Here is a 20,374-nt window from a genome sequence, read left to right on the forward strand (position 1 = left end):
AAGCCCACGCGGCGGTAACCGAGCGGGCTTCATCAAATCAAACTGTCTGGAGCTTGAAATGAACGACTGCAATTTTAACGGAGTTCGCATCAAAAAGGCTGATTGGGTGCGCATGTGTGCCTTCAGCAAACTTGAAAATGGCGTGTGGATGATCCTGACTGCCGGCGAGTATCGCCCCGTCCTGATCGTCGATTGATCCGCAGCCCGGCGCTTTGCTGGGCGATTCTCTTCTCTTTTAGCCAAATGACAGTAGTATGGATCGGCGCAGTGGGCGCCCCGCAATCGCAAGGATTAATGATGACGACGACGAACAAAATCAAGCAGCCTGAACTGGCTTTGGAATTCGATATGGAACTGGAACGCGGAGATATGAAGGGCGCCATGAAGGCAGCCGGTGCGACCAGTGGCGATCTTTGGAGCGTGCCGATCAAAGACATTCGCATATTGCCGAATTTCAACGTCCGCGTCAAAAATGAGAGGTATCACGCTCGCGTTCGTAACATTGCTAATTCGATGCTGCAGGAAGGCTTTAAGAAAGATAAGCCTCTGTCTGGCATTGTTCTCAAAGATCCTGCGACCGGCGAGGACGTTATTTTCATGTATGGCGGCCACAGGCGCTTTGAAGGCGTTCACCTGGCCAATTCCGAAGGTGCCGAGATTAAGAACGTCCCAATGGTCATTGCCCCACGCGGTACGACGATTGAAGACCTGACAGCGGATCTTGTCACAGGCAATAATGGTGATGCCCTGGAGCCATTTGAAATTGCCATCACTGCAAAACGCCTGCTGGGTTTTGGCTGGGAAATCCCCGCCATCGCAAAGCGCCTGGACTTTACCGAAACTTATATCAACGATCTGTTGATGTTGATGGAAAGCCCACGGGCGCTGCGCGATATGGTTCAACGGGACGAGGTTGCTGCATCGACGGCGATTGAACTGCTGCATACGCATGGTGCCAAAGCAGCCGAGATCCTGCAAAATGGCCTGGTGCGTGCCCAGGCCGCCGGTAAGACCCGCGTGACCCCGAAATTCGTACCTGGTGCCGTCTATAAAAAGGCAGTTCAGAAGTCAGCACCTGTCCTGGTTTCGACTCTGAAGAATTTGCGCGAAGACCCAGGCTACGCCCAACTGTCGATGCCGTTCCAAATCAAACTGGTGGAACTGCTGTCCCAGCTGGAAGCAGCCGAGCAGGCAGACGCTCAACAAGGTTTGGAAGCGCCGACCACGACCGGCGAAAAAGGATGACCGATCGAGACACCACTGCAGGAAAGAAAGACCCATACGATAGGACCAGCTCCAAGCGTGCCGCAAGCCACTTGGAGCGCCTGGCGGGCGCGGGCGGAAAGCGGTTGCCGATTGACCTGGGCGCCGAACACCTGGCCAAGCTGGAGGATCTGAAGACGGCCGGCTACGGCGCGACGGCCGCGAACGTCATCCGTAAGGCGATTGAGGAAGCACATGCGCGTTTGAAGGCAATACTGTAATAGACATTACATCGAAAGCAGCTGCGATTAACCGCATTGCTAGTCGCAGAAGCATTCGATGACGGCAAAGAAATCACGCTGACCGTAGACGAAGTTTTTAATTCTTATTGGGAGCCAACATTGATGGACGAAGAATGTAAGCTCATCGAGCGCGAAAACCAGATGCAGGAGTACGCGGTAGAAATCTTGGAAGCTGCCACCAGGCGCGGTATGACCCTTGAGGACGTTGCTATTGTCTTCGGCGGAACTATTCGTGGCCAGGCAAAGGCAAACGCAGAACACCGAGGTGTATCAGAAATCATCGTTGCCGAGGAGTTGCTTCGTAAATTCATGGAAGGCTTGCGCGGTGTGCACGAAGCGCCGGCTGCACGGCACTAGAGCCCGCTTCTGTAATGTCCAACAAACTACGGTTTCTTACACACACACCAAGACGGGGCTATTTGCCCCTTTTTTTTCGTCTTATGTGTCCAAAAACTATGTATAGTTTTCTATGTATAAGAAACCCAAATTTTATTTGATTACTGGACACGGAGAAACAACATGGTAGACCACATCGGCAAAATCAGCTTCGGCGGTAGAAACCTTAGTGACGAAGACGCCGCCCGCATCGCAGCTCAGTTCGCAGCTGAACGCCAGGCGGAAGCCGACCACCAGGCGAAGCGGCCGCAGATCCTGGTCGAAGGCGAAGCAGCGCTTCGGCGCCTGCTTCCCATTGCTCAAAACCACAGCGGGCAATGCCGGCATGTTGCCGCCTTCCTCTTGAGCCTGTACAACGGCACGCGGTTCAAGTTCGACTTAACCGATTTGCGCTGTCTTGATCGGGCCATCTTCAAGGACTGTATTGCTGTCCTGCAGATGGACGCCGAAGGCTACAGGGAAGTGCATACCTACTTTCCGAACGGGAATGACCAGTTTGAAAAGCTGGCCGAGCAATGGCGTATTCCCGACCGCGTAAAGCTCCGCGAAGCCCTCAAGGTATCTACCTTGCCGAAGGATCAGTATTACGCCCCCCTGCGCCTGGTACGTGACGACTATATCGAGAGCGAGGTGGTTTGACCTATGCGTGAGCAAGGACCGAACAAAGCGGATTTGGTCGCGGGTGGCCTGCTGATCGGTTACGCCCGCGTTTCCACGGCCGATCAAAACCTGGACCTGCAGCGTGACGCGCTACAGCGTGCCGGCTGCGCCGAAATCTATGAGGAAAAGAAAAGCGGTCGAGCCAAGACAGGCCGGCCCGAGCTGGCCAACGCGATGCGGGCACTTCGGCCTGGTGACACTCTCGTTGTCTGGCGTCTGGACCGCCTGGGCCGGTCCCTGGTTGACCTGGTGAACATCATCAACGAGCTGACAGAGAAGAAAGTCGGTTTCGTGAGCTTGACCGAGCAGATCAACACCGGCACCGCACAAGGCCGCATGTTCCTGGGCGTGTTGGCATCGCTCGCTCAATACGTCCGGGATCTGATGTTAGAAAACACGATGGAAGGCTTAAAGGCAGCTCGGGCGCGTGGTCGCGTCGGCGGTCGCAAACCGTCGTTGGACGACCAGGCATTGAAGGAAATTAGCGCACTGCTGGCCAACCCCGAAATCACAGTGGCGAGCGTCGCCAAGCGTTACAACGTCAGCCGCTCGACCCTTTACAATTCGCTGGCCAGGGCCGAGAAACCCGAGAAAAAGCCTGGAGCAAGCCATGACGGTATATGATCGCCTCAGCCGAGCTGGCCAGCGCATATTCATCTGCTCAGTTGTGTTTGTCATCTGTTGCCTGGGCATCGGGTTAGCCGCCGCGATCCTGGCGTAAGAACGAAAAAAAGCCCACTTGGTAGTGGGCTTTTTTGTTTCCCCTGCTGCAGCTAATCGGCTATTTCTTGAGCAAGGATGCGACGCCGAACCAGGCAACAACAATAATGGCACACGCGCCCAGGAGGAACATGCCGATCTTCTTTCCTGAAGCCTCAAGCTCGCACATCATGGCAGCCATCGCAGCGCCGGAACACGACACTGGCTCTCGATCGAACATTTCCCCGATCCAAAGCCAGCCCATGCCCGCGCACACCATAAAGCAAAGCGCAGCGATTGCAACTGCCTTCCCGCTAACTCTTGGCCCCGTTTGGGCGCTAGAACCGAGCAAATACCCGGCAAAGAAATCGAACATAATTCCCTCCAGAAGATGAGATTGTTAGCGGCCGAGCTGCTTGCCTGGTCCCGGCTTGGCCAGATCCGGCGTCACAACGTGGCCTTTGGAGTAGGCATACTGGATCGTCGCATGTTTGCCCAGCTCTAGCGGAGTTGCCGGTACTAGAAGTCGATCATGGAGCTTGTAGACATTGGCGCCGATCTGCTGCAGGGCGTGGTGTTCCGTCAGGCCGACAATGCGGCCGGCGTATCGCTTGCCGTCGCTGGCGTCAGCGCGGGCCTGGGAGCAGGGCAGGGCAGTCGGGTTACGCTCGACGTCGGCCTGGTAAGCCTGCTGGATCGCCTGCAGGGACGTTTCCCGCGCCTGGTAGGGTGTCCAAAGCTTGTCTTGAACCCAGGGCACCTGATGCGCGTCCGGCTGCAGCTGCAGCTGGCCAGCTCGCTTAATCGCCACAATCCGTTCGGACGCCAAGGAATTATCGTAGATCGCAGCGATGTCGGCCACTTCGACACCCGCCGGTAGCAGGCCCATAGCGCCGTGGTAGCGCGAACGGATCTTGTCTGGTGCAACGCTATGCCCGCCTTCCTCAACCCGATTGGCAACACGCTGCACGTTGATTTCGGGATCTCTGGTGGTTACGAACACCAAGCCGACCTCATACCCGGCAGCTTTGGCCTGGGTCATAATCGCTAATTTGCCGGCCGTCGAAAAAACCGTTTCAAAAGCGAACGGACGCCCCTGGCTGATGGCTTCCTGGCGCCGATCATTGGCCAGGTCCGCCGCGATAAGATTGCGCTCCAAGTAATCAGGAATGCGCGGCTCAAGTTCTTTGGCCATCGCATCGGCATTGATGTACTCGCCATCGAAGCCGATCAACAGCCCTTCAGTGATGGTGGACTTACCGGAGCCATTCGGCCCTGCGAAGACAATGACTTTCGATACTGGCTCAGGCGTCATGCTTCTTCGCTGCAGTGTCGTTCTCGGCTGCAGCGTCATTCCCGGCCGGGACGGATCTGCCGGCGGAAAAGTCTGGTTCATAAGCCTTGGGCAATCCTTTGGCGTTTGCGCGGGCCACAGCACGCTTTACCGCTGCGCTGGCCGCTGCCTGGTTGTCTTTTCCCAGGATCAGTTCATCAAGTGATTTCATGGCAGTTTCCCCTTTACCGTCAGTATAGCTGCACGGTGTTTCAGTGCGCTTGCTGACTTCATAGGTTAGATCTGCTGCAGGCAGACGGGCGAACCAACCGGCCTTGCTAGAGGCAATCCCCAGCTGGTCATGGTTGCTCAGTTCACCGGCACCGGCCAGGGTGACGCGGTAATCGTTCTTGCCGGCGTGGTGGATCTGGAAAACGGCCGCAGGGAAAACCGTCTTGTTTGTGATCGTTGCCTTGAGTGCCATTTTCTACCCCATCGAATTTGTTGATACGGTCATCATAATACATACTGATGATCCGGTCAACGGAATAGGGTGGCAGTTACAAAAAATAATTGTGTTGACAAGGCGGGCGTTTAAGCAGCTCTGCCCCAGGCTTTTTCCTGAAGTAAGGCGGCCGTGATTGCGGCCCCGCGTGCGGTCGGCTGCAGCCAGGTCGCAAAGTCATTCGCAGCTGGAGCCGCTACACGCATACGGCGCTCCTGGTCAGCCATGTTGGACACCAGGCCGAGTCGGCTACGCAGCCAGTTCGCATCAGCCGTCAAAACCGCGCCTGGATTACTAGCGGTAAGGGCGGTAAGGCGTTCCACCTGATCCTGGTTCATCTGAACCCGGCCGAGGATATGAAAAGCATGATGCTGCAGGCTTGCGCACTCCGCGAGCGACAAGGCTTCTTTGTTGGACGGAATGCCGGCCACGAACCGATCCGTGCCCAGGATGGCGACGGCACGCGCGAGCATTTCGGTTGCGGGAATGACGCCACGCTGCAGCGGAAAGATGACCTGGCAACCTTGCTCGATCAATGCACGAACGCGGCCGGCGTGTTGCTCCAGGCGGGCCAGGGTTTCCAGCTGATCGCCCACTTTGTCAGGCGACACCACGTAGAGCTGGCCGCTGCCGATTTCCTGCAGATCCGAATGCGAAGCCAGCATTTCATAGACCCTCAACACAGCATCAAAATCTGGTGCGACACCCGTTTTAAACTCCGCGAAAGCGCCCGAGTCAACGAACACCGAACCGCCTATTCCGATGAAGCGAGGCACGCCAAGAAAGATTGTGGCGGTAGCCAGTTCGCCGGCAACCACACCGACAGCAACGCCGGCATCTGCAGCTGCGCGGAAGTCTTTAGCGCGGGACATTCCAGAATGAAATGCCAGAGCCAGACGCGGCGCCGGTTTGACTTCTACCTGCAGGAAGGGAAAGGACTGTTGCATGATCTTCTGTTTAAATTTGTTGACCGGGTTATTATAATTTACCTGGCTTGTCCGGTCAACCTATTATGTTGACCGGGCTAACTGAAATAATAGAATGGTTGCTCCGTATTCAGGATGACGGGCCGGCTCATGCTGCGATCCCGGTAATCTGCTCCAGAGTACGGCGGCCGTGCGTCTTGCTCGGCATCATCATCACCTGTCCAGTGGACTTCTCCAGATCAACATATTTGCGGTACAGCGAAGGATTCAGGCGTGCGGCCGTCGTTAGATCGGCCTGGTTGCTCATCACACAGAAGCAGCAGCTGAAACGCGACATACCGGCCGCGTAGATCCAGTGCGGTTGCTGGCCAGCTGCGGCAATTTCGCTAAATACCTGGTCAGTCGTCATCGCGTGGATTGGAAGCCAGTCGTACCACTCACGGCCAGCTTTGCTGTTGCGCTCGCTCAGTTTGAAGGTGGCCAGCTTCGACCGGCCCGACGATTCCTGGGCACGCATCCCCATGCAGTTCACGATCAATTTCACGCCAAGATGACGAATCGTCTTTTCAATCGGACCGCGCTTCAGGTCTGAGGTGCATTGACGCTGGCTCGGGCTGGGAAACATGCCGCGTTCAGCAATCATTTCCAGCAGGTTGCGACGGGCACGGCAAATGTGCAATGGCTCGCCGGCCGTCGTGCTCTTGATGTGTTGCACGGCGCCGGCCCATTCCACTTCGCCCAGGTCGGCGTGAACCAGAACGATCTGCGCTGCCGGCACGTACTTGCGGACCATCAGATACATAGCTTGGCTGTCTTTTCCGCCGCTGTGATTGATTACGAAGGCTGCCCCGCGTGCGATCAGATCCAGCACTTCCTGGGGAGGCTTTGCGGTGTCGAGTTGCATGAAATCGAAGCTGTTCTGACTGGTCATTCTGTATCCCCGTGAAATAATTTGTTGACCCTGTAATCATATTATAATACGATGATCCGGTCAACATAATTATAAGTTGTTACCAAGATATATTATGTTGATCCGGTAAACATTGCATGGTAGAATTATGTTTAGCCGGTCATCCGAATACATTGACAAAAGGACCATGATGGACAGCACTAAATTGACGATCGACGTGTACAGCCGCGCTGATGCTCTGGCTGATGGAATACTGATAGACGTTTCCGACCAGGCATTTCTAGTCGGGTTCAAGGTGCCAGTGGCAATGTCTTGCGCGGCGTGGTCCCAGTCTGTTGAGTGGACAGAGGCGGACAGCCGGCGGCAAGGCTACCAGGATCAATCTGGCCGACTGTGGGACGTTCTGACGTTGTGCGTTGGTGCGGCTGCTCGGACTTCGACGGATGAGATGACTTTTAGTCTCAACTGCCTGTCTCGCAATGGCAATCGTGTTCCGGTCGTGATGGTCTTGAAGGCAGTGATCGACGGGGGCGACGACGGCAAGCCTGTGGTCACGATCATGCTCCCTGATGAGGATTAAGCGATGAGACATACATTGCTTGAGCCGTTATTTCAGCCCATCTTCGATCGTGCTGGCCGTGTGTTCGCTTATGAAGCGTTGCTTCGTTTGAAGGGGCGCGATACCAGCCCTGCGCGACTGGTGAAGCGTTTTGAAAGTACCGGCAGCATTGTCGAACTGGATTTGGCGATGGTTCGGCGTGTAGGCGAGATCTTGGCGGCCAACGGCAGCAGGCCGCGTCTTTCCATCAATGTCTCGATGGTGACGGTCGAGAGAGCCGGCGCAGCTTATGTTCGGGCGTTGGAGTCGATCGCACTTTATACGCAGCTCTTGATCGTTGAACTGACAGAAACCGCCCCTGTAACCGATCCGGCTTTGTTGCGGACCTTTTATGCAGCATGCCGGCATCGTGGCTATGCTTTGGCATTAGACGATTGCCGCCCTGGGCACCTGTACGGCAGCCCGTTGTTCATCTGCAGCCTGCAGCCCCAATTCGTGAAGCTGGACGGCCGGTTTCTCCATGAAAGCTACAAAAGCAAAGATCCAGCCGACCTGATCCGAATCATTCAGGCGGCTCGGGCCGCAGCCGCACCTGTCATCGCGGAGTTCGTCAGTAGTGCTGCCTTGCATGAGTTTGCTTTACAAGCCGGTGCAGATTATGCCCAGGGATACGAGCTGGGCCGTCCCGCTCCGTTGCCGCCGCTACCGCCGACTGCAGCGAATGAGGGCCAATATCCGCTTTCGTTTAAAGATGACGCCATTTGACCGATCGCCAGGCTCAATGCACAACAGTCCGCACATGGTATGTGATGCCTGAAAGCATTTTTGTTGACCGAATAATCGCTAAACCTATATGATTTCTCGCTTTACCTTTCGGTCCCCATAATGAAAAAGAAGCTCATCCAAAACTTGTTGATGAACCGCCATGCAGAGGATCTGCACGAGCGGATTGCAGAGGCTATCCCGGAGACAGGAGTGCGTGGCCAGAGCATCGCGCGGCAGGTTCTGGCCGATGCCGTTGAAGTGAGTCAGAAGCACGACAAGCTCGATCCAGCAGAGCTGTATTTCACCATCTGCAGCAGTACCGCGGCGCAGCTGACCGACTTCCTGCAGGGCACCAAATCAGCTGAAACAGCCCCTCGATCCCTGGCGATCGCTCAAGGCATCTTGAATGATGTTCTTACCAGTAAGGCCGGCCGCAAGAAAACAAGCGGGGCAAGCCGTCAAGAACAGTTGGCCGAAGCGCAATCCCGGCGACGCGAAAAAATAAAGGAAGACCACAAGCGGGTAGACGTTTGGCTCACTCCCGAGGCGGTGAACAATCTTGCAACGATCCAGCGTGAGCATGCGTGCAAAAGCCAAGCGGAAGCAATCGAGCTGGCCCTGGCAGCAGCCGTTGAGAAACGAATCCTCAAACCAACCGGGAACGCTTAGCCGTTTCCTTGTACAGACCCAGCAGCGGCCGTTAGGGCAGCTTCGCCGGCAATGATGCACCAGGAACCCAATCAATGAAGAAAATCGCTCTAGCGGCCGTCCTCGCCCCTCTGATGGCGGGTTGTGCATCACTGCAGCCGGAGATTCAGCAGTCGCTTCAATTTAACTACGTCACATCGGCGCCAATGACATCTGGATTGGTGCGCGTTTTCTCTCTAAACGGCAACACGGTCTTGCAGTTCATGGATCTGGCGCGACTTCGCCCTAAAGTCTATGCAGCTGGCTCAACAACTCCCATGCCGTATGCGACTGTCGGACAATACGCGGTTGTGGCTGGCCAGCACTCGCAGCTGACGATCGAGGCAAATGGATTGACGGTCAAAGCGTTATACGTTGCACCTGGCGGGTCGGGCAGCTCGACTGGTAACAATGCCGATCCAGTTGTACCCGCTCGCCTACCGCCAGTGCTACAAGTAGCGCATGCGCCGCTTACGGCCGCAACCTCCGGCCCGTTGACCTGGACGCTTACGGGCGGGATCACGCTGCGCGACAACTTACGAACTATCGCCCACCGCGCAGGCTTTGCCGAACCGGCCTGGCACGCTCGCAATCCTTACATGATTGTCGCAACGATGGAATACACCGGGACGTTCTTAGAGGTTCTAGGTCACATCAGTGCAGCTGCACCGCAGTTGGATATTGTGGTGGATAAAGGCCAGCGCACGATCGAGGTTACCGATGCTCGCTCTTGACCTGCAGCCGGGGTTCACGACACTTGCAACGCAGTGCGCGCCCACCGTCCACGTCCACACAATGCGCGCTCTGGTGAACGTGGAGTCGAGTTTTCGCCAGTTCGCAATTGCCGTAGTCGATGGGCCGCCGGTCAGGCACCCACGCAGCCTCAAGGAAGCTGTTGCGACGCTAGAGGATCTGCACCGTAAGGGATACAACTATAGCGTCGGGTACGCGCAGGTCAACAAGGTGAATTTCCCTAAGTACAAGATCACACTACAAAACGCCTTTGATCCATGCACGAATCTTCGCGCCGGCAGCAAGATTCTGGAGAGCTGTTTTGTTTCGGCCGGCCGCAAGTACCAGGAGGAACAAAAACGCCTACGGGCGGCGTTTTCCTGCTACTACAGTGGGAATTTTTTACGTGGATTCCGGCCGGGGCGGCCGGGTAAGCCAAGCTACGTTGACAAGATGATTAAAGAAGCGTTGGGCGCTCCTGATGGCGTCAAAATCCAATCTCGCAACATGCCTGGTCTTGGCGCCGGATGGGATTTGGGTTCGCCCTGAACGGAGTGAGTCGTCCAGGGCAGTAACCGTTACCTCATCATGTCATCGAAGACACGAAGACATCGGAACCGACGATCATCATATCGGTAAGCGGATACTACTGCGCCTGATGAAAAGTCAAGTGCAAGTGAATACGCGCCGCCGTTGTCTCCTTCGCTCGACAAGTACACTGCATTACTAAATCCCCCCAACGCGCTTTGATTCTGACGCATCGACGCCAGCTCATTTGTAGACGGCATGTACCACCCTTTCCCCTTTTGGTAACAAGTGATAGTTGCCGGGAACAGTTCGGGTGACGTAAGGTCAATGTTGTTGCATTGTTTCTGGTCCCTCATGTAATACACGAATTCGGTACTCAGGAATATTCCTGAGTTTTCCATCTGGAACCATGTTCCACCATCATAGCCAGGTGGAAGCACGTACCCCATGATCGACATTACGGAATACAGGGTTTCTTTCGCGTTCGCCACTCCCTCGGAGCTGTAAGGACAACTAAACTTCCCTATACGATCATTCGCCTCTACAACGAAATCATAGGTGTATGTTCCATAAGTAGGTTTTGCTTTGGTTCCGGTGCGAGTGCGAACCGTAGTGAAGCCGCCGTATTTTCCAACAATTGTTTCGCTGTCTGCTCCCGCCAGCACGTCGCTGCCGATAGAGCAATATTTTAAGCGGTTCTTTGGCTGCATCCCGACGTAGCACGGCAAGCGTCCACTGATAAGCACAGCAGGCGGTTGCGTGAGAGCGGATTGGTTACTTTTCACCATCACGCCAGTTGGGTTCTGCACTGCGTTATAGGTCGCGGTACCGTTTGCCGACTTCAGCTGCACACTACCGTTGTTCGTAATCTTCCCCGACGCCCACGCCCAGGCGCCACCAGTGACCGGGCCAGCCGCCGCCAGGCTTGAAACGATCGACAGTGCAAGAGCGACGGCCGGGAGCAATTTATTGCGGTTCATTCTTTTTTCCTTTTACTTTTTGCCAGAAATACGCAGCAAAGATCTGGTCAACGATGTTCGTTGGAGGGTTAGGATCTGGCATCGCCACTTTCGCCGTCACCAGCTCGACGTTTAAGGGTTCGTCACCGAACCAAATAACTGCCAAATCGCCGTAGCTTTCGATCTTGGCGTCGAGCTGATGTTTTTCTTTGACCAAGGCCGCTACGCCCTGCAGATCCGTTACCTGAATATCGGCAAATCGGACCTTGCGTTGCACAAACTCTTTGTTGACCGGGACCGAGATAATTACGCTTGCGTCGTAGTCCACTCCAAGAACGAATCCATAGTCAATTTGCGGTACTAATGTAGAAGTCGGGTTGATTGCGGCGCGTGAGGACCAGTACAGGGCCGAACGCAGCGCCGAGCAACGATCCTGCAGTTCCACCAAGCCCATTGCTCGGGTTGCCGGGTTATCGGGCAGGCTGGCCACGATCGCAGCAGCGGCTGCGACTGTCGCCGCAGCCATGAACAGGCGATGGAATACCGGATGCTCATACTTAAAATCTTCGTAGTTCATTGCTGCCTCAAAGCACTATTTCAGTTCTCTTGCCGCCGTGCGCAACGATCACCGATCGCGCCCGTACTTCGACCAGGCGCGGGATGACTTGCCGGTTTCCCGATGGATACTCAAAGTCCGCTATGTCCTCACCGACACGATAGAATTTACCGTTGATGAACCCACCGTTGACCGCGAGACTTTCCAGTCGCATGTGACTGGCCAGCACGGCGGCATAGTCGGTCTTCTGGACAGGCGGGGCCATGTCGGCAACGACAGCTTCCATTGGAGGCGCCACAGGCTTTGTGCTGGCAAAGAGGTCATCGACTGAACCGGATTCGCCCGACTGATCCTGCGTTTTCGTCGAGCTGGCCACCCACACCGGAAACAGATTCTTGACATCAAAGGGCTGGGCGACGACGGCCGTTTGGTTCGTCGGAACGCGGTCGACGGGGAGCAATTCCAAATTGCCATTGATGTAGTCACCGAGCGACCAGGCACCGAAGACAGCCAGGGCCAGGCCGCCAGCAAGGATTGTGTTCGTGTTCGTTTTCTTCATCATTCGCTCCGTAACAAAAGGCACATTTCACCGATACGCGCTTGCGGAACTGCCTTGTCGCCCACAACGCTAATATTGTCCAGGAACACGTCTGAACGCCTGGCCAGCTGCTCGATCCCCGCCAGTAAGCGCCCGTAAGAGTCAGCTTCAACAATGAAACTCTCCTGCCCGGTGCCGAGGCACAATTTCGTCAGGCCAAGTGCCTCGCCATTCGCTGTAACTTGCTCATCGCTTTTTAGAACGAGCTGATCCGTGTCCGCTCTCAGGTTGTATGTAGCCAAGTTCAAAAGCGAAACAAGCGTCAGCATGTCCGGGATACCAGAAGCTGCCTTATAGGTTTTCTCCCAGCGATCCTGCGTGCCGGCCAATGCCATATAGCTGCGCTTCCAGCGCACTACTGACTCAGTAATTGCCGTCTGCTCCTTTGCCTTATTCGACATAGTTTTGTACCCTTGAATGCCGGCAATTCCCAGCACTGCGGCAAGGGCAACGCTCAGCAGCAGCACAATTGCATTGGAGTGAGTGGACTTAGCCATGAATGAATCCTTCGAGTGTAAAGACGCGGCGCTTACCGTCGTCGGTCCAACCTTGACGGGCCAGGCGCACGTCCATGCCGGTATTGGCAGATATGAGCGTCATCAATGCTTTGCCTTGCTCCAGGATGGAAATGCTCCCCTGCAAAGGAACTGCGACGCGCAGCCAGACATCGGGCTTACGGTTCGCACCGCTGGCATCTGGTCCAGCAGGAACGGGAACACCGATTGTCGGGCCAATTACGCCAACAGAAGGCGCCGGCAACTTAATTTCGACAATACGCATGCCCTGGATCTTGGAAATTCCCGCAACCAGGTTGCGTGACTTTTCCACCAGTGAGACTTGGCGGCGTGGCTGGTCAAGGTAGAAGCGCCGTTGCTGGATAGTTTCGATCAAACGGCTATCGACGCCGCCCTGCCCTTTGACAACAGGATCAGCAATTTCGCTATTGAACGAGGCATTCGCGCTGTGATAATCGCTCCAACCTTTACCGAGTGCGCCCATGCAGAACACGACGCCCATAACAACAATTGCGCCTGGCACTGCCAGTTCACGCAGCTGCGACGTGGAGTGCATCGACAGCGGCCGAAACGAAAGGCCCTTGAAGATGCGTTCATCGACATATTTGATGCTCGGGCCAGCCTGGTTAAACGGTGTGAGCGGCGCCGCCTGGTGAACTTCAAACCCAGCCCACTTGCTGGAAAAGTCATCCACTAACGCCGCGAACGCATCTTGAAAGTGCATCGCACTGCGACCCGGCAGAGCCTTGTTTTCGTAGTCAACAAAACAGCCATTCTCAAACACCAAAATGTCCAAGTGCGTTTCGTTGGAGTCTTCATAGCCGCCAATCAGGATGACCTTACCTTTGCTACGCATTCCCCACTGCAAATAGGCGTCGATCGCCAGAGCAAAGCGCGTAGATTTTGGCGCCGCGTTGGTGACTTGATCGTTCGACGCAACGAACAGTCGCGGTGTCTGCTTGCTGATAAGAGCTTTGAAAGGACCGATGCCGTTTCGTGGCGTCATCCGGGAATACCCATTGGCTCGCAGATCCCGCGTCGATACGAAAACTGCCGACCCTACGAGTAGCGCCTTGTTTCTGACGGCACCGACTTTTAGCTGGTGCGAATTAGCGACATAAGACCACTGTGGCGCACGTTGTTTTTTCTTGTCGATCACTTTTAACCTTTCATGGAGTCAGCCAGGGCAATGCCCAACTGCATGTAATACGCGGCAACTGGCCCGACGATAAAGAGCGCGGACACAAAGAGAGCGACCAGGTTAGCCGCACCCACAGCGATTTTGAGTCGGGCTTGACCGTCCTTGAGCATGCCCTTGGCGGCCCGCTCAAGCGCTTCGTTGAGCTTGCCTGTTTGCTCGGCAATCAGGAACGCGTTGGAGATATAGAACGGCCACGCACGCCGGCTGTCGCCTGGCAGCTGCTTTTCTGGATCTGCAGCGTCACCAAGGCCGCGAGACACTGCTTCGGATGAAAGCTTTTCCAGGCCATCGCGCAGCGACGTTGGCAAGGTTTTACTTGTCATTAAAAGACCCTGCGTCACAGGGATGCCTGCGCTATCGACCAATGCCATGTAGTTCGCCCACACGCCAAAGAGGATGTACTTCAGAGAATCGCCTACCACCGGCACGTTCAAAACAATATTGAGCGCAGTCTGGCGGTTGTCGGGCACTGAAAACCAGTAGATTCCGGCGATGATGGTTCCAACGATACCCGCAAGGATTACTACCCAATGTTGCTCAAACATCGAACTCATCCACGCCGAGAGGGTGAAGACCATTCCGCGCTGGCCGACTCCGAGCGAGGTTGAAAGCGCAGGTATGACTTGCACCATGAAAAACACAAACACGACCAAGCCCATCAAACCGAAGCCAATTGGGTAATACAGTCCTGCTACGAGCTTGCGCATTTCAAGCTGCAGCTCAATGATTTTCTCGATACGTTCCAGCACCGCGACAAGTGAACCGCTTTCTTCGCCTGCCTTCACGGCGCTCAAAAAGGCTTCTGGCCACTGTCGTTCCAAAAACTCGGACACCGGGCGGCCAATGGCAACCCCCATCGACGTTTCATTCCAAAAATCCGCGTACTTTGGCTGGAATCGCGCCATACGCTCGCACGCTTGAAGCATTGGGACGCCGGCATCCAACTGATTGCCTAACGCCGCCGCGACCGATTGCACTTCTTTAAGGCTCATCATTTGAGGGCATCCCCCAGCTCGATCTTGCCAGCATTCACCAGATCCATTGCCGCTTGGAATAGCGTCGAGGACCGGGCGTTTGCGATCGCGTCGCGGTAGTTTTCGCCGTTAGGACCGATAACTGCTCCGCCCAACATGGCGAACATGGCATTTTTTACTGCGCCGGTCACTTGCAAAACTTCGTTGATCGGCCGGATCGTCGCGACACCAGTTTCGCCGCACTCCTTGCAACCGCCCGGTTTCAGTTTTACGAGCTTTTCGGGCAGATCCGCTTTCAGGTCTTTGAACTCGCAGTAATTCTTGAACAGTTCCCGATCTTCTTCGGTCGGCTCAACGTGAGAGCCGCACGAGCAGATTTCTCGCACCATGTCCTGGGCGACGATTAGCGTCAGCGACTCGATGAACTGGTAACGCTTATTCGGGTCCAGCATCTGCGCTACGCTGTCATAGCCCAGCAAGGTATCGTTGGCGTGCGTGGTGGAAAGCACCAGGTGGCCGGAGATTGCCGCTGCAACTGCGGTGTTGGCCGTTACAGGACCGAGGATTTCGCCAATAAAGATGATGTCTGGATCATGGCGTTTGAACGCTTCCAAGTAGCTGTCAAAGCCTTTTTCAAGGCCCGCTGGCACGTTGATCTGTGTAACACCCATCAGGAGGCGTTCGACTGGCTTTTCCAAGGAAAGCCGCTTACGGCTGCGCCCGAAGTGCCGGTAATTTTCCTGCAGCGCACCAGCGATCGTTGTACTTTTCCCGGTATTGGTACCGCCGACGACGAGGATAAAGCCCTTCGTCATCTTCGCAGCACTGCCAAGCTGCTCCTGTACTCTGGCGTCGATCTTCAGGTGCTTGAGTTCAACGGTTGTCGCCGTGCGTGCCAAGATGCGGATACTGACCGACATCAGATATTCGCCAGGCTGATTGACGGGAATAAACGACAGACGCATTTCAGCTTCACCAGCCATCGAGCGATAGATGATATTGCCGTCGCGTGGCTCGCGCACTTTCGACAAATTCGGATTTGCACCAGACTTGGCCAGCAGGAAATCAACGATCTTTCCGGAATCTTCGATGCTCAGGTTCGGCGCTGCTGGGCACGGAACCATATCGCCAAGCAAACGCACTTCGACAATCGAGCCGGCGCCACGCACCGGGGAGATAGCGATATCGGTGACTTTGTTTGTCAGCGCATGGTCGATAATGCGTGACATGATTTTCTCGTACTTGTCGGTCGCATTTGCGCCGTACCACATCGCAACGATGTTGCTTGCGCCTTGCGTGTCCTTGCCTTTGGCAGAACCCAACCGCGCAATCACCTGGTCGCGCTTTCCGACCGCTACAAGTACCGTTTCATCGCCGCCCAATCGCTTGCGGATTTCATCCTGCAGTCGCTGCTCCAGGCCCGCACTGGCGTAGTGCAGCATGTCGTTATAGGCCGAAAATACTAGAACAGGTGCGCGATCTTCGATCAGCATGAGACAAGCATCTAAGTCATCGCATCTGGCCAAGACAGCGGGATCTTGCATCAATCCGTGCAGCGTCAGGCCCTCCAGTGTTTCGTAATACGCGTGCCCGGTGCGCAACGCAAGCACCTTTTCGATATGCGTTCGCACGCTCGGATCGGTTTGTGCAACCCATTCCAGCATTCGCACGCTTTCTGGCTTCTGATCCAATAACGCGTCCAGGCGCTCTTGCGTGATTGCGCCGATTTCAACCAACGCTTCGCCGCTCTTGCGGTTATGTAGCCGCACCGCCAATTGCGCAATCTCCAGGACCGCTGAACTTGGCAGCAACCATCCCCAGCTCTTGGCGAGCTGCGCGATTTGGTTCAAGTCTTTGTTTTCGTTTGCACCCATGACGACCCTTAGATTGTGAATCCCGATGCCACTACGAGCGGCACCCCTGCCGAATTGACCAGCGGCGTTTCGCTTGTCAATGACACGGCATTATTTGAAGTAAATGCAAAACCGACTTTCCCGCCCCATGAATCGAACATATCTTCACAGCCGATCGGCAACCCACGCCAAGTAAAGATTCCTTTGCACGTCGCAACATCGCCGTTGTAGCCGGCCAGGGAAGCCAGGGAGTAGGTACTGCCAGGCACCAATGGCAAATTGGCGCTGTCTTTGTCCGGGAAATACCCATTCGCAGAGTAAAAGTCGGCAAACTTCTGCAATGTGCGATCGAGCAAAACGCGCTGCAAGCTCACTGCCTCGTTCATCCCTTCCCGCGTTTCTTTGCGGTACCAAATACTCTTGCTCGATCCGCACCAGCTGCCGGCCGCGCTGAAGGCGCCGACGCCGCAGGAATTTGCAGTCAGGTATGTCGCAGCCGTTCCACCTTTTGACGGGTCAGCGGAGAAAACCACCATCCGGCGGTACTGCCAGACCGAATCAGCCAGAACGCCACTGACGGCATACCCTTGCCAGTTGTTAAGCAACGATTTGACATGTTCGTACCCTGGCGTCTGTGACAGGCCGGCCAGGCTGACAGGAAACGTACCGCGCTCGACGTAAAACTGTTCGATGTTTTCGGCAAGCATCACAAGCTGGGCACGCTGGGCGTTGAATTGATACAAGCGCATCAGGTCAAAGTTTTGGCCGGCCTGGATGGCCAGCGCCGAAGCGAGGGCCATCAAGATCGCTGAAGTGACGAGCGCGTACATGCTTACAGTGGACGAACAATCGTCACTTCGCGCATGCCGTTTGCGACGGCCTTATAGCGAATGACTGGAGCAGTCGAGTCTGCAGCAGTAGCGATCGGTACATTGCCCGAACCGTATTTGACGACCATCGAATTCGCCACCGCTTCTGGAACGCTCAACGTGAAGGTGTGTGGGCCGGTGCCGCCACCGGCAACTTTCACGTCGTAGCCTGCAATGGTGTAGCTGACACCACTACCTTGCGCAACGTCTGACAAGGCCATGATGCCGGATTGCGTCCAGGCCGATGCGTACTCTGGCTTCAATTTGCCCGACCCCTGCACCAGCACGTCCATAACGCTCGACCCGCTCACCGGCAACGACGTGGCTGCGAAGTCGGAGCTAACGCCGGCGAATTGAGCCAGCATCACCAGGTTCGTTGAAAGCTTTTTCGTGCCTTCAAAGATTGCATTCGCCTTTGCGTTATCAGTCACGCCTGAACTACTGAAGGCGCGGGCGCCGACGATTGCCAGAACACCGATCACGACCACGACGATAATCAGTTCGATCAGGGTCATACCAGCTTGACGTTTCGATTGCATTTTCATTTTTTCTACTCCAGGATTGATTAGGGTTAAAAGGTCAGCACCACGTTGTTATTCATCACGGCAGGATCGGGTGCTGACCCAATCGACACGCTGCTGTGAATTCTGAGAGCCGCCAGATGCGGGGCTGCATCCGGCGCCTTGTTGCCTGTCGGGTCATAATCCCGGCAGTATTCGATCGGGCCGCCCCATGCGGTTTGGCCGTATTCAGTTGTCGTCAAGCCCACGCCAGGCAAAATAGTTTGATCCGTCGAAAGGTCATACCAACCGTCCCTGCATCCTTGATTCGGGCCAGGTGCTTTACCACCCTTCGTTCCCGGAAAAGGGAGCCAGAAATTCGACATATCGTTTCCTGCAGCGGTACGCTGCTGGGCACGATAGTGCGAGAGCAAGGCGTCTTTGATCTTGTTGAGCTTGTCGTTTGTCCCGGCGAGCATTTGTTTCTGCAGCGGCAGCGTCGATACGAAGTACGCCGGCATGTCCGTGCCGCTGCTGGTCCATGTCGAATAGTTCGATTTCGTCATGGCCGCGCTGGTACCAGGAACCCCCGTCGCGGCAGGGTTGCAAACTGCCTTTGATTTTTCGCAGGCTGTCATGTAGATCGCCGCGTACTGATAGGTCAGCGTGACCACAGGGCCGGATTGAAACGCCAGTGGAAACACCGCATTCAGTCCAGCTACGCGCTGATAGACGCGAACCCGATGTGACGCATAATTGTCATCATTGATTTCGCTTGGGTTGATTCCCGACTGCGTAAGGGCACCAGTCAAGGCAAGCCCACTAGCGGACGCGTCGGCAGGATTGAATACCGTCGAGACATATCCTGCGCCAGTAAAGGGCGGGGGGAGTTCTCCAAGCCGGGTGCTATCGGCAGCAAAGTTCAGGAGTGACACGCCGACCGTCTGGTTTGTCACTTCCTGTTTTTTGGCGTAACTGCCTCGCATGCTCACCACATAGCTGTTCAAAATGGGCGAGATTGCGATGGAGAGGATACCCAGCACTACAACCGAAATCAGCAACTCTGGCAGCGTGACGCCGCGCTCACGATTCGCACGCATGGTTAGTCCGTTTTGGTCAGTTTCACGCGCAGGGCAAAGTAGTACGTGCCCGTCGTTTTCGTTGCTTTTTTCTGGCCAAACAGTCCACCGACCGCACTGTTTTTCAAGCCAGTGATGCCGCCGTCTGATGTGTCGTTTTCGTCTTCCGACTGCCCGCCGATCACGATCAAGTCGCCGTCGCGCAATGGGACTTCTCCGCGATATTTGAACGTCGATGGCAAAGGCACTTCCTGGTTGACCTGTTGAACGCCAGTGCCGGAGGAAACCTGTTGTGGGATGACCTGCGTACCCGACTGCACCACCTGGTCAAGAATGATGTTGGCGCGGACCAAATTCGTTTCGGAGTCGTAGCGCGAAGAAATTGTCAGGGTTGTCCCAAAGTCGAACGGGATCAGCTGGTTCTGCGTGCCCACTGCTGCGGCGCCGGTATTGCCGGCAGCGGCGGTTTGTGTGTACTGCACGAAATACTTTCGGCTGGTCCGCTGAAACGAGCCGGGAACGCCGTTGCTGGTTACGACGATAGGCCGCTGCACGGTGTTGACCGTGCCAAAGTTTTGCAGGTAGGCGTTGAAGATCTGCAAGCCGTCCAGCGCACTACTCACGCCAATTAAAGTACCTGCGACAGCTGGTGTTCCTGCTGCGATCGAAGGGATCAGACTGCCACCTGGGAAATTAACGGTGACACCGCCCAGGGCATTGTTTGAAAAAGGCACGCCGTAGCGGTTGTTGGCGAATCGGCCAAACGCGCTGATGTCCAAGCCTTCGCTTTTATTGTCCACACTTCGGACAAGCAGCATTTCGCCCACGAACGTAATCCGGTAGCTGTTCTCCAGCTGGATCTTCTTGATGTACTTGTCGAGGTCATTGAGCAACCAGCGTGGCGCCTGTACCGTCACGTAGCCGGTGACAGGATTGATTGCGAAAGTACCGATCGTCTTTTTGACGTAAAAATCTGCAGCTTGCCCATCACGCCCTGCATTTCCTGCGCTTGCTATAGGTTGTGGGTACAGGGGAGCCGGCGCCGGCACTACCACGCCAGGCTGACTGGCAAATTGTGGCCCACCAACGATTTCTGACGGGTTCACAGCGACGCCAGGAAGCAGC

General features: G+C 55.5%; 27 protein-coding genes. 11 read left to right on the plus strand and 16 right to left on the minus strand.

What is annotated here, in order from left to right:
* The first annotated feature begins 58 nt into the window (after positions 1-58).
* The 6 genes from RCH14_RS23505 (at position 59) to RCH14_RS23530 (ending at position 3,185) form a co-directional block, all read left to right on the plus strand.
* Positions 59-196: a hypothetical protein gene (locus tag RCH14_RS23505; RefSeq protein WP_343028527.1), complete on the plus strand. Its 138-nt coding sequence runs from the start codon at positions 59-61 to the stop codon at positions 194-196.
* On the plus strand, positions 193-1,245 hold the full coding sequence (locus RCH14_RS23510; protein WP_343028528.1) for a hypothetical protein: 1,053 nt from the start codon (positions 193-195) through the stop codon (positions 1,243-1,245). The genes RCH14_RS23505 and RCH14_RS23510 overlap by 4 nt, the downstream gene beginning before the upstream one ends.
* The gene (locus RCH14_RS23515; RefSeq protein WP_343028529.1) at positions 1,242-1,484 is read left to right on the plus strand and encodes a hypothetical protein; all 243 of its coding nucleotides are present in this window, start codon (positions 1,242-1,244) and stop codon (positions 1,482-1,484) included. Before RCH14_RS23510 ends, RCH14_RS23515 begins: the two co-directional genes overlap by 4 nt.
* Before the next feature lie 36 nt (positions 1,485-1,520).
* Positions 1,521-1,862, plus strand: coding sequence for a hypothetical protein (locus RCH14_RS23520; protein WP_343028530.1), 342 nt, complete (start codon positions 1,521-1,523; stop codon positions 1,860-1,862).
* Positions 1,863-2,024: 162 nt separating this feature from the next.
* Complete coding sequence (locus RCH14_RS23525; protein ID WP_343028531.1) at positions 2,025-2,540, plus strand: hypothetical protein; 516 nt, start codon at positions 2,025-2,027, stop codon at positions 2,538-2,540.
* Between the two features lie 3 nt (positions 2,541-2,543).
* The gene (locus RCH14_RS23530) at positions 2,544-3,185 is read left to right on the plus strand and encodes a recombinase family protein (RefSeq protein WP_343028532.1); all 642 of its coding nucleotides are present in this window, start codon (positions 2,544-2,546) and stop codon (positions 3,183-3,185) included.
* Between the two features lie 157 nt (positions 3,186-3,342).
* Here RCH14_RS23530 and RCH14_RS23535 read toward each other — a convergent pair whose 3' ends face one another.
* The 5 genes from RCH14_RS23535 to RCH14_RS23555 all read right to left on the minus strand — a co-directional run bounded on the left by RCH14_RS23535 (position 3,343) and on the right by RCH14_RS23555 (position 6,895).
* Complete coding sequence (locus RCH14_RS23535; RefSeq protein WP_343028533.1) at positions 3,343-3,636, minus strand: hypothetical protein; 294 nt, start codon at positions 3,634-3,636, stop codon at positions 3,343-3,345.
* 24 nt (positions 3,637-3,660) lie between these two features.
* Positions 3,661-4,575 carry an AAA family ATPase gene (locus RCH14_RS23540; RefSeq protein WP_343028534.1) on the minus strand — a complete coding sequence of 305 codons (915 nt, stop codon included), beginning with the start codon at positions 4,573-4,575 and terminating at the stop codon, positions 3,661-3,663.
* Positions 4,565-5,017: a hypothetical protein gene (locus RCH14_RS23545; RefSeq protein WP_343028535.1), complete on the minus strand. Its 453-nt coding sequence runs from the start codon at positions 5,015-5,017 to the stop codon at positions 4,565-4,567. Before RCH14_RS23545 ends, RCH14_RS23540 begins: the two co-directional genes overlap by 11 nt.
* 110 nt (positions 5,018-5,127) lie before the next feature.
* Positions 5,128-5,985 (minus strand): hypothetical protein, encoded by an 858-nt coding sequence (locus tag RCH14_RS23550; RefSeq protein ID WP_343028536.1) that lies wholly within the window; start codon positions 5,983-5,985, stop codon positions 5,128-5,130.
* A 127-nt stretch (positions 5,986-6,112) separates the two neighbouring features.
* Positions 6,113-6,895 carry a phosphoadenosine phosphosulfate reductase family protein gene (locus tag RCH14_RS23555; protein WP_343028537.1) on the minus strand — a complete coding sequence of 261 codons (783 nt, stop codon included), beginning with the start codon at positions 6,893-6,895 and terminating at the stop codon, positions 6,113-6,115.
* Positions 6,896-7,061: 166 nt separating this feature from the next.
* Between RCH14_RS23555 and RCH14_RS23560 the strand changes: the two genes are divergently transcribed.
* The 5 genes from RCH14_RS23560 (at position 7,062) to RCH14_RS23580 (ending at position 10,166) form a co-directional block, all read left to right on the plus strand.
* The gene (locus tag RCH14_RS23560) at positions 7,062-7,454 is read left to right on the plus strand and encodes a DUF6573 family protein (protein WP_343028538.1); all 393 of its coding nucleotides are present in this window, start codon (positions 7,062-7,064) and stop codon (positions 7,452-7,454) included.
* Between the two features lie 3 nt (positions 7,455-7,457).
* Positions 7,458-8,198: an EAL domain-containing protein gene (locus RCH14_RS23565; RefSeq protein WP_343028539.1), complete on the plus strand. Its 741-nt coding sequence runs from the start codon at positions 7,458-7,460 to the stop codon at positions 8,196-8,198.
* 120 nt (positions 8,199-8,318) lie between these two features.
* Positions 8,319-8,867, plus strand: coding sequence for a hypothetical protein (locus RCH14_RS23570; protein ID WP_343028540.1), 549 nt, complete (start codon positions 8,319-8,321; stop codon positions 8,865-8,867).
* Between the two features lie 74 nt (positions 8,868-8,941).
* On the plus strand, positions 8,942-9,619 hold the full coding sequence (locus RCH14_RS23575; RefSeq protein WP_343028541.1) for a hypothetical protein: 678 nt from the start codon (positions 8,942-8,944) through the stop codon (positions 9,617-9,619).
* A complete protein-coding gene (locus RCH14_RS23580) occupies positions 9,606-10,166 on the plus strand; it encodes a lytic transglycosylase domain-containing protein (RefSeq protein ID WP_343028542.1) in 561 nt (186 codons plus the stop codon). The genes RCH14_RS23575 and RCH14_RS23580 overlap by 14 nt, the downstream gene beginning before the upstream one ends.
* A 29-nt stretch (positions 10,167-10,195) precedes the next feature.
* On the opposite strand, the gene RCH14_RS23585 is transcribed toward RCH14_RS23580, so the two are convergent.
* From RCH14_RS23585 to RCH14_RS23635, 11 genes are all read right to left on the minus strand, one after another.
* Positions 10,196-11,125, minus strand: coding sequence for a hypothetical protein (locus RCH14_RS23585; RefSeq protein ID WP_343028543.1), 930 nt, complete (start codon positions 11,123-11,125; stop codon positions 10,196-10,198).
* Positions 11,112-11,681 (minus strand): hypothetical protein, encoded by a 570-nt coding sequence (locus tag RCH14_RS23590; RefSeq protein ID WP_343028544.1) that lies wholly within the window; start codon positions 11,679-11,681, stop codon positions 11,112-11,114. Before RCH14_RS23590 ends, RCH14_RS23585 begins: the two co-directional genes overlap by 14 nt.
* 7 nt (positions 11,682-11,688) lie before the next feature.
* Positions 11,689-12,222, minus strand: coding sequence for a hypothetical protein (locus tag RCH14_RS23595; RefSeq protein WP_343028545.1), 534 nt, complete (start codon positions 12,220-12,222; stop codon positions 11,689-11,691).
* A complete protein-coding gene (locus RCH14_RS23600; protein WP_343028546.1) occupies positions 12,219-12,755 on the minus strand; it encodes a hypothetical protein in 537 nt (178 codons plus the stop codon). Before RCH14_RS23600 ends, RCH14_RS23595 begins: the two co-directional genes overlap by 4 nt.
* Positions 12,748-13,932 (minus strand): hypothetical protein, encoded by a 1,185-nt coding sequence (locus RCH14_RS23605; protein WP_343028547.1) that lies wholly within the window; start codon positions 13,930-13,932, stop codon positions 12,748-12,750. Before RCH14_RS23605 ends, RCH14_RS23600 begins: the two co-directional genes overlap by 8 nt.
* 2 nt (positions 13,933-13,934) lie before the next feature.
* Positions 13,935-14,969 (minus strand): type II secretion system F family protein, encoded by a 1,035-nt coding sequence (locus RCH14_RS23610; protein ID WP_343028548.1) that lies wholly within the window; start codon positions 14,967-14,969, stop codon positions 13,935-13,937.
* On the minus strand, positions 14,966-16,798 hold the full coding sequence (locus RCH14_RS23615) for an ATPase, T2SS/T4P/T4SS family (protein WP_343028549.1): 1,833 nt from the start codon (positions 16,796-16,798) through the stop codon (positions 14,966-14,968). The genes RCH14_RS23610 and RCH14_RS23615 overlap by 4 nt, the downstream gene beginning before the upstream one ends.
* Before the next feature lie 32 nt (positions 16,799-16,830).
* Positions 16,831-17,631: a hypothetical protein gene (locus tag RCH14_RS23620; protein WP_343028550.1), complete on the minus strand. Its 801-nt coding sequence runs from the start codon at positions 17,629-17,631 to the stop codon at positions 16,831-16,833.
* A 2-nt stretch (positions 17,632-17,633) separates the two neighbouring features.
* Entirely contained in the window at positions 17,634-18,215 is a 582-nt protein-coding gene (locus RCH14_RS23625) for a prepilin-type N-terminal cleavage/methylation domain-containing protein (RefSeq protein WP_343028551.1), read from the minus strand.
* 26 nt (positions 18,216-18,241) lie between these two features.
* A complete protein-coding gene (locus tag RCH14_RS23630) occupies positions 18,242-19,270 on the minus strand; it encodes a type II secretion system protein (RefSeq protein WP_343028552.1) in 1,029 nt (342 codons plus the stop codon).
* A 2-nt stretch (positions 19,271-19,272) separates the two neighbouring features.
* Positions 19,273-20,374, minus strand: a 1,102-nt coding sequence (locus tag RCH14_RS23635; RefSeq protein WP_343028553.1) for a hypothetical protein, incomplete at its 5' end; no start/stop codon positions are given.

The organism is Massilia sp. MP_M2, assembly GCF_039123635.1.
Classification (GTDB): domain Bacteria; phylum Pseudomonadota; class Gammaproteobacteria; order Burkholderiales; family Burkholderiaceae_D; genus Telluria.

Bases quoted from the DNA above. Each gene is read 5' to 3' on its own strand.
- RCH14_RS23505 (WP_343028527.1), top strand. From the start codon at position 59: ATGAACGACTGCAATTTTAACGGAGTTCGCATCAAAAAGGCTGATTGG.
- RCH14_RS23515 (WP_343028529.1), top strand. From the start codon at position 1,242: ATGACCGATCGAGACACCACTGCAGGAAAGAAAGACCCATACGATAGG.
- RCH14_RS23525 (WP_343028531.1), top strand. From the start codon at position 2,025: ATGGTAGACCACATCGGCAAAATCAGCTTCGGCGGTAGAAACCTTAGT.
- RCH14_RS23530 (WP_343028532.1), top strand. From the start codon at position 2,544: ATGCGTGAGCAAGGACCGAACAAAGCGGATTTGGTCGCGGGTGGCCTG.
- RCH14_RS23535 (WP_343028533.1), bottom strand. From the start codon at position 3,636: ATGTTCGATTTCTTTGCCGGGTATTTGCTCGGTTCTAGCGCCCAAACG.
- RCH14_RS23540 (WP_343028534.1), bottom strand. From the start codon at position 4,575: ATGACGCCTGAGCCAGTATCGAAAGTCATTGTCTTCGCAGGGCCGAAT.
- RCH14_RS23545 (WP_343028535.1), bottom strand. From the start codon at position 5,017: ATGGCACTCAAGGCAACGATCACAAACAAGACGGTTTTCCCTGCGGCC.
- RCH14_RS23550 (WP_343028536.1), bottom strand. From the start codon at position 5,985: ATGCAACAGTCCTTTCCCTTCCTGCAGGTAGAAGTCAAACCGGCGCCG.
- RCH14_RS23555 (WP_343028537.1), bottom strand. From the start codon at position 6,895: ATGACCAGTCAGAACAGCTTCGATTTCATGCAACTCGACACCGCAAAG.
- RCH14_RS23560 (WP_343028538.1), top strand. From the start codon at position 7,062: ATGATGGACAGCACTAAATTGACGATCGACGTGTACAGCCGCGCTGAT.
- RCH14_RS23565 (WP_343028539.1), top strand. From the start codon at position 7,458: ATGAGACATACATTGCTTGAGCCGTTATTTCAGCCCATCTTCGATCGT.
- RCH14_RS23570 (WP_343028540.1), top strand. From the start codon at position 8,319: ATGAAAAAGAAGCTCATCCAAAACTTGTTGATGAACCGCCATGCAGAG.
- RCH14_RS23575 (WP_343028541.1), top strand. From the start codon at position 8,942: ATGAAGAAAATCGCTCTAGCGGCCGTCCTCGCCCCTCTGATGGCGGGT.
- RCH14_RS23580 (WP_343028542.1), top strand. From the start codon at position 9,606: ATGCTCGCTCTTGACCTGCAGCCGGGGTTCACGACACTTGCAACGCAG.
- RCH14_RS23585 (WP_343028543.1), bottom strand. From the start codon at position 11,125: ATGAACCGCAATAAATTGCTCCCGGCCGTCGCTCTTGCACTGTCGATC.
- RCH14_RS23590 (WP_343028544.1), bottom strand. From the start codon at position 11,681: ATGAACTACGAAGATTTTAAGTATGAGCATCCGGTATTCCATCGCCTG.
- RCH14_RS23595 (WP_343028545.1), bottom strand. From the start codon at position 12,222: ATGATGAAGAAAACGAACACGAACACAATCCTTGCTGGCGGCCTGGCC.
- RCH14_RS23600 (WP_343028546.1), bottom strand. From the start codon at position 12,755: ATGGCTAAGTCCACTCACTCCAATGCAATTGTGCTGCTGCTGAGCGTT.
- RCH14_RS23610 (WP_343028548.1), bottom strand. From the start codon at position 14,969: ATGATGAGCCTTAAAGAAGTGCAATCGGTCGCGGCGGCGTTAGGCAAT.
- RCH14_RS23620 (WP_343028550.1), bottom strand. From the start codon at position 17,631: ATGTACGCGCTCGTCACTTCAGCGATCTTGATGGCCCTCGCTTCGGCG.
- RCH14_RS23625 (WP_343028551.1), bottom strand. From the start codon at position 18,215: ATGAAAATGCAATCGAAACGTCAAGCTGGTATGACCCTGATCGAACTG.
- RCH14_RS23630 (WP_343028552.1), bottom strand. From the start codon at position 19,270: ATGCGTGCGAATCGTGAGCGCGGCGTCACGCTGCCAGAGTTGCTGATT.